We start from the raw sequence: 7,442 nt of genomic DNA on the forward strand, positions 1-7,442 counted from the left end.
AGTGAAAAGTAGAGGAAGGGGGTATCTTTTCCCATCCTTTTCCTGCTACCCATGAAAAAGAGTCGCTTTAGTGAAGCCCAAATCATCGGCATCCTACGCCAGCAAGGCCAGGGCCAAACGGTGGTCCGGATCTGCCGCGAGCACAGCATTAGTGAGCCCACGTTTTACCAGTGGAAAAGCAAGTACGGGGGCCTGGAGCTGACCGAGCTGCAACGGCTCAAGCTTCTGGAAGAAGAAAATCGCCGGCTCAAGCAACTGGTGGCCGATTTGAGCCTGGAAAATCAAGTGGTCAAGGAGGTTCTGCGAAAAAAGTAGTCGCCCCGGCCGAGCGGCGGGCCGTGGCCCAACACGCCGCTGGGCCGGGGCGAGCAGGACAATGGCCCGACAAGTGACGCGGTGGTGGTGGCGGCCCTGCTGGCGGTGGCGGGGCGCCATGTTGAATGGGGCTTCTGGAAATACCATCACCGGCTGCGCAAAGACGGCTTGGTGGTGAACCACAAACGGCTGTGGCGGCTCTATCAGGCCCAGCGACTGCAACGGAGCCAGCGGCGCAAAAAACGCCGCTTGCCCGAGCGCGTCCGCCAGCCGCGGGCTGTGCCCGAGTCAGCGAACCAGTGCTGGTCGATGGACTTGATGAGCGACGCCTTGACCGATGGGCGGCGCTTTCGCACGCTCAACGTGGTGGAGGACTGGAATCGGGAAGTGCTGGGCATCGAGGTCGATTTCTCGCTGCCGGCCGCCCGCGTCGTGCGTTTGCTACAGACTTTGGTCGAACGCCACGGCCCGTCCGAGCAGCTGCGTGTCGATAATGGCCCGGAATTTATCAGCCAGGCCCTACAGGACTGGTGTGGCTCCCAGGGCATTATCCTGCACTGGATTCAACCCGCCAGCCCCACGCAAAACGCCTACGTGGAACGCTTCAACGGCTCATTTCGCCGCGAACTGCTCAACGGCTACCTCTTCGCTACCTTGCAGCAAGTGCGCGAGCACTGCCGCTTGTGGCAGTATGACTACAACCACCTGCGCCCCCACCAGGCTCTCGACTTTATGACCCCAACCGAGTTCCGCCAAGCCGCCTGACCTCTACTTTTCACTGGCCTACTTGACGGGGAAGCTTACAACCTTCTGGTCTCCGAAGCTCCTGCGGTAGCATAGCGAGAGATCCGTGCCTCCGCTGTGACAGGCATAGCCACTGTAATCCCTCATAGCGGCCAGAAAGGTGTGGCTTTTTGAACCACGCCCCACCGCATGATTTCACCCTTTCTCACCGCGCCCGAACGTCAGGGCTACCAGCAGGTGCCGGCCACGTTGAGCGAAACCGACCTGTGCCTGCACTTTCATCTGACAGCTACCGACGGCAACCGCCTGGGCTGCGCGGTGCAGTTGGGCCTGGTGCGCCTGATGGGTTACTTGCTCGAGGACTGGTTCGAGCAAGTGCCGCCTCCGGTGGCCGCCCTTTTCGGCCAGCAGCTGGGCATTGCGCCGGATGCGCTGGCCACCTATGGGGAGCGGGCCGCCACCCGCAGCGAGCACCTGTAGCTGGTGCTGCGGCACTTGGGCTACCGCAAGTGGCAGCCCCTGGACAGCCCCGCCTGGAAGCCTGGCTTCTGGAACGGGCCCTGGAGCACGACCAGCAGCGCCTGCTCTTGCAAGCAGCCTGTCAGAAACTGTACTAAGACCGCCTGTTGCGGCCGGCCATCTCGGTGTTGGATTTGCTGGTGAGCCAAGCCTTGCTGCAAACCGACGCGGCCACCTACCAGCGCCTGGCCCTGCTGCTCACGCCGGCCGTGGAAGCCCAGTTGGATGCGCTGCTGGCGCCGGACCCGGCGTTACGCGTTAAGCCGCACCGCTGGTTGTGCCAGCCGGCGACGGCCAACACGCCCGCGGCCATCAACCAGGCTCTGTTAGCAATGGGGGCAGAGACCTCCCGGATCCTTCGCGTTGCGGTGGCCGCGCGGCGTTGCCCGGGGCAGGTTACTCCGGCACGAAACGTATAGAACTGCGGCGGCTGGTTTGCGTCGGCAGAACGCGAGCTGTTCAACGAGCAGGCGCGAGGGGGCCACGTTGCTACCCCCGCCGCCCCGCTGGCCCGGCAGCACGCCGGCCGTCGTGTCCTCAGAAATAGGGACACGGCCGATGCGGACGGGTACGGGCAGGAGCCGCACCTTTGTGCTTTGGTGTTTTCTCCGATTCCCCCCTTCCGGTTTCCTTCTATGAGCGCGCTCCCTGCCTCGCCCCTGGGCTCGGCCCTGCCCCCGGCCCCCAGCAGCCCGCTGCGCCTGGCCATCGTCGAGGATGACGCTACCATCCGCGAGCTGCTGCACCGCTACCTGTGCGTCTGTCCCGAGTTCGACTGCATTATCGTGGCCGACAGCATCGAAACGCTTTGGCGCGAGCTGACCCTGAGCCTGTCCCCCCAGCTGCTGCTGCTGGATCTGAGCCTGCCCGGTGAAAGCGGCCTCGACGCGCTACCCGCGCTGCTGGTGCAGTTTCCCGAGCTGCAGGTGCTGGTCCAAACCTCCAACGACGCGGCCGACACCATCTACCAGGCCCTGCGCCGGGGGGCGCGCGGCTTCGTAGTGAAAAGTGCCACCCCGCTACCGGCCTACCGTCAGGCCCTGCTGGATGTGGCCGCCGGCGGGGCCGTGATGAGCCCCTCGGTGGCGCGCAAGATGCTGGAATATTTCACCCCCATGCCCTCGCAGGAAGAATACCTGCTCTCGGAGCGGGAGCGGCAGGTGCTGGAAGGCCTGGTAGCCGGCCGCACCGAGAAGCAGGTAGCCGAGCACCTGCAGCTAAGCCCGACCACGGTGCGCACCTACGTGGTACGCCTCTACGACAAGCTGCGCGTGGCCAACAAAGCCGAGCTGCTCGCCCGCGCCGCCCGGGGCCGACTGTAGGGAGTTTTGAGTGAAGAGGTATGAGTGAAGCCTCCTTTTAACTCTTCACTCAAACAACTCACCGCAGGGGGCGGGGCACGCGCAGCAGCACCCGCCAGCCGGCCCCCACCGCCACGTCGGGGCCGGCCGAGAGCGTGCCGCCGAGCTGCCCGGCGCGGGTGTGCAGGTTGCGCAGGCCCTGTCCGGCCCGGGAGGTGGGCGCGGCCACCGGGGCCGCACCGTCCTGCTTCACGTCCAGCACCAGTTCGGCGGGAGCAACGCGGAGCGTGAGTGAGAAGGTCGCCCCGGCCGGGGCGTGCTTGAGCGCGTTGGTCAGCGCCTCCCGGCCGATCAGGTACACGTGCTGGCGCACGTCGGGGCGCAGGGTGGCGGCGGCCGGAAACGGCTCGGGGCCGCGGGTAAAGTGCGCTGCCCGCCCGGCGGCGGTGGCGCTCTGGGCCAGCAAATCCTGCAGGCGGTCGGCCAGCGCCCCGGCCGTGTCGGCAGCGGCGTCCACCGTCCAGATCAGGTCCCGCACGGTGGCGGCGGCCGCCCGGCTTTCGGTCAGCAGCTCGTCGAGAAAAGCCGGCTCGGGGACCTGCTGGGCCAGCTCGGCGCGCAGCGTCACGCGGGTGAGCAGGTTGCCCACTTCATCGTGCAGGTCGGCCGCCAGCCGGGCGCGTAGCTGCTGGTCGGCGCGGGCGCGGCCCGCCCGCAGGCGCTGCCAGCCGTACACGCCCCCGCCTACAGTAGCGGCCAGCAGCAGCGTGCTCAGGGCCCAGGTGGCGGGGCGGCGTTGCCAGGGTTGCTCTACCGTCAGCGGCAGGGTGATGAGCCGGGTGGCGGGCTGGCCGTCGGCCGATTCGCCGCGCAACTCCAGGCGGTAGTCGCCGGGAGCCACCTGCTGCAGGTGCAGCGTGCCGCGCCGGCCCAGCCCCAGCCAGCGGGCCGAATCCTGACCGGCCGGCACCAGCCGGAAGGCGTAACGGGGCCGCGCGTCGGGGGCGTAGTCGGCCAGGGCCACCTGCACGTCCACAAACGCGTCGCCGGGGGCCATGGTCAGGGCCGGCCACTGGCCCGGCGCGGGGTAGTGGGTACGGGTGCGGCCGGTGGCGGCCGCGTGCTGGGTCAGGGAGGCCAGCAGCAGCTGCGGGCGGCCCCGGCCGGGGGTGCGGGCCACCTGCGCGGCCTGCACCCGGCTGGCCCCGCCCACGCCCCCTACCAGCAGCTCGCCCGTGCGCGCATCCTGGCCCACCGACTGGCGGTTACACTCCTCGGCCGCCAGCCCGTCGGCGGTGGTCAGGTGCTGCAGGCGGCCGGTGCCAGGCTCGTAGCGCACCAGTCCCCGGTAGGTGCCCAGCCACAGCGCGTGGGCATCGGCGGGCAGGCGGGTGAGAAACGCCACCGACTCGCTGGGCAGCCCCTGGGCCGGGCCCAGCCGGCGCAGCAGTCCCCGGCGGGGATGCAGCAGCAGCAGACCCTGGTCGAAGGTGCCCAGCCACAGGCTGTCGGGGTGGGCGAGCAGCAGACTACGCACGTCGGCCGTGGGCAGGCGGCGCGGGGCCGACTCGCCGGGGCCGTAGCGCGCCAGCCGGCCGGTGGCCACGGTGAGGCGGTAGAGGCCCTGGCTGGTGGCCACCCACAGCGTGCCGGGCGGCCCCTCGGCCAGGGCCTCGATGCGGCACTGGTGCAGGCGGTAGCCCGCGTCGGCCTCGCGGTAGCGGCGCACTGTGCCCTGCTCGGTATCAATCCGGAACAGCCCGGCCACCGAGCCGCCCCAGACGCGGCCGGCCCGGTCGCGCAGCAAACACAGGCCGTTGGTTTCGCCCAGGGGCGGGTGCGGGCCCACCCAGGGCAGGGGGCGCTGCCGGCCCCGGTCCCACACGTCGAAGTGGCCCAGCTCGTTGGCGATGAGCAGACGTCCGCCCGGCAGCGGCAGGGTGGCGAACCACACGCCCGCCTGCAGCGTGGTGGCCAGCCGGCGCAGCGGGGCGGCGGGGGAGTCGGCGGGCTGCACCCACAGGCCCTCGTAGCTGCTCACGAAGCGGCGACCGTCGGGCAGGCGCCCCAGCGCCCCAGCGCCCGGGTGCTCAGGGGCCGGGCCGGACGGGTAGGCAGCGGCTCGGCAGCCCGCTCACGGGGGGCCACGCGCACGGCCCCGGGCGCGTCGAAGCGAAAGCCCAGCAGGGTGCGCCCGTCGGGCAGGGGGACCAGCTCCATTTCGCGGCCGAACTGCAGCGGGGCCGTCCGGCGGCGCAGCACCGGCCGCTGCCCGCCGCGCAGGCCCCGCAGCGAGAGGCTCAGCACCTGCTCGCCGGCTGACCAGATCCAGGTGCTGTCAAGCTCCACCACCCGCAGCACCCGGGCCACTTCCGTGCTCGACCAGGCCCAGGTTTCGGTTTGTTCGGCCGGCCGGCCGGGCATCACCCGGTAAAGGCCGGTGGCGCGCAGCTGCCAGCGGCCACCCGTACCGGGTACGGTCAGCCGGGTCCCGGGCGGCAGCCAGGTGGGGTCGTGGCCGGGGCGCAGCAGCTGGCCGTGGTAGAGGGCGCTCAGGCGCTGCACCTGCCAGCGCCCGGTGGGCGTCGGGGCCAGGGCCCGGCCCAGGCCCAGCACCCGCCAGCGGCCCAGCGAGTCGGGCGCAAAGCCGGTGACCCAGCCCACGGGGTGGCGCAGCTCGGCGCGAACCGGTGGGCGGGCCGGGCCGGGGGGCAGGCTGAAGACGGAGAACGGGTCGGCGTCGCGGCCCACCCAGAGGCGGCCCCGGTGCCAGCCCAGGGCCGTCACGCCCAGGCGCTTGGCCGGGTAGTCGGGCAGGGGTACGGGGCGCAGGCGGCCCGGCCCGGGCTCGAAGGCCCACAGGCCGGCGCCGCCGCCCCACCAGAGGCGGCCCTGGGCGTCGCGCAGCACGGCCCGCATGGAGCCGGCCGGCAGCGGTGGGCCCTGCTGCACCAGCGCGCGCAGCGGCACCAGGTGCTGGCCGTCGTAGCGGTAGCCGCCGCGGTCGGTAGCCAGCCAGAGCCAGCCGGCCGGGTCGGGCAGGGCCTGCCAGATCACCAGGCCCTGCAGGGCCGGATCAGCGGATAGCTGCTGGGCCTGCGCTGGCTGTCGGAATATGACCAACGCCAGCAGGAGCAGCAGCCAAAAGCCGGGCAGCCGGCGGACCAGGTGGGAAAACGGTGACGAAGAAGGCACGCCGTGGAAACGGTAGAAGAACAGATGCCCTCAAAGCTACTTTATTGTTGGCTACGGTTGGGCTTGCCAGGGGGCTTTTATCGCCGTCCTTCGTCCGGGATGCAGCCACAACTCCGACACGGTGAGCCGGACTGCTTTGGTGTGATACGTTTAATCTTTGTGCCAAACTTTTAACCAAGGCCAACGGTCCAGCTGGTATTACCAGCCGCACGGGCGGGACGACTCGGTGCTGCGTCAGCGCCTGCGGGAACTGGCCCAGGTACGGGTGCGCTACGGTTGCCAACGCCTGTTCACCCTGCTTCGCCGGGAAGGATGGCCTGATAATCACAAGCGCGTGCACCGCCTCTATTGCCTGGAAGGGCTACATCTACGCAGCAAACGGCCCAAGCGTAACCGGGCTGCCGCCCACCGCCTGGAGCGGGTCGAGCTCCAGCGGCCGCACCAGAGCTGGAGCATGGATTTCGTGGCTGACCAGCTCTTCGACGGGCGCAAAATCCGGGCGTTAACGATAGTCGATAACTTTAGCCGCCAGTGCCTGGCCATTCATGTGGGGCAGTCGCTGAAAGGGGAAGACGTGGTGGCCGTGATGAGTCACCTGCAGCAGACGTTGGGCGTCGTGCCCGAACGCATCCAGGTCGACAACGGCAGCGAATTCATCAGCAAAACACTGGACAAGTGGTCCTACGAGCAGCAGGTCACGTTGGACTTCTCTCGCCCCGGCAATCCGACTGATAACCCGTATATTGAATCGTTCAACGGCAGCTTTCGGGACGAGTGTCTGAACGTACACTGGTTCTTGTCGCTAACCGATGAACAGGAAAAAATCGAGCAGTGGCGGCAGGAATACAACAGCTTCCGCCCGCACAGTTCGCTGCAAAATTTAACGCCCGATCAGGTGATGGCCACGGCTATTACTGTCGAGCTTCGAAACGCCTGAGCCTCTAGTTTCGGCCGGTCCAGCATTTGGGAGGAGGTCACGTTGACTAAGATAGCCACCACTAACTGTCCAAACTTTGGGGAGTACTACATGCCGCCACTCTGCCCTCGGCTACCGCTCGCCCCACCAATTTGAACAGGAATTGAAATCCAACCTACCTTAGCTCTCTGTCCGTTTCTACTGGACCACCCCACCTAACGGGAGCCTATTCATGGCGCAGCAAACGCACTCCCGGTAAATTTCAGCTCTTATGGCCCCTTTCCAACCCTTACCGTGCTATTTATCCCGTTTTCTGAGAGGGCCACTAGTGCTCTGCCCGCATAGTTATTAGACCAGTTTGGTGTCGAGTTCGTATAGGGTCGGATGAACACTTCTTCTTCGATTGAACTGTCGGCTGCCGAGCAAGCGCAGTTGCAGCGGCTGGTTCGCAA

General features: G+C 67.9%; 5 protein-coding genes and 2 pseudogenes. 5 read left to right on the forward strand and 2 right to left on the reverse strand.

What is annotated here, in order from left to right:
- The first annotated feature begins 51 nt into the window (after positions 1-51).
- The 4 genes and pseudogenes from KLP40_RS20835 to KLP40_RS20850 all read left to right on the forward strand — a co-directional run bounded on the left by KLP40_RS20835 (position 52) and on the right by KLP40_RS20850 (position 2,900).
- A pseudogene (locus KLP40_RS20835) lies at positions 52-1,080 on the forward strand (IS3 family transposase).
- Between the two features lie 168 nt (positions 1,081-1,248).
- On the forward strand, positions 1,249-1,539 hold the full coding sequence (locus KLP40_RS20840; RefSeq protein WP_215595775.1) for a DUF4158 domain-containing protein: 291 nt from the start codon (positions 1,249-1,251) through the stop codon (positions 1,537-1,539).
- Between the two features lie 146 nt (positions 1,540-1,685).
- On the forward strand, positions 1,686-1,997 hold the full coding sequence (locus KLP40_RS20845) for a hypothetical protein (RefSeq protein ID WP_215595776.1): 312 nt from the start codon (positions 1,686-1,688) through the stop codon (positions 1,995-1,997).
- Between the two features lie 216 nt (positions 1,998-2,213).
- Positions 2,214-2,900: a response regulator transcription factor gene (locus KLP40_RS20850; protein ID WP_215595777.1), complete on the forward strand. Its 687-nt coding sequence runs from the start codon at positions 2,214-2,216 to the stop codon at positions 2,898-2,900.
- Between the two features lie 58 nt (positions 2,901-2,958).
- On the opposite strand, the gene KLP40_RS21610 is transcribed toward KLP40_RS20850, so the two are convergent.
- Positions 2,959-4,920 (reverse strand): sensor histidine kinase, encoded by a 1,962-nt coding sequence (locus KLP40_RS21610; protein ID WP_215595778.1) that lies wholly within the window; start codon positions 4,918-4,920, stop codon positions 2,959-2,961.
- A complete protein-coding gene (locus tag KLP40_RS20860) occupies positions 4,917-6,074 on the reverse strand; it encodes a hypothetical protein (protein ID WP_215595779.1) in 1,158 nt (385 codons plus the stop codon). Before KLP40_RS20860 ends, KLP40_RS21610 begins: the two co-directional genes overlap by 4 nt.
- Positions 6,075-6,234: 160 nt before the next feature.
- Between KLP40_RS20860 and KLP40_RS20865 the strand changes: the two are divergent.
- A pseudogene (locus tag KLP40_RS20865) lies at positions 6,235-7,011 on the forward strand (IS3 family transposase); the annotation flags it as partial.
- Between the last annotated feature and the right edge of the window lie 431 nt (positions 7,012-7,442).

The sequence above is a fragment of the Hymenobacter piscis genome, assembly GCF_018760735.1.
GTDB lineage: Bacteria > Bacteroidota > Bacteroidia > Cytophagales > Hymenobacteraceae > Hymenobacter > Hymenobacter piscis.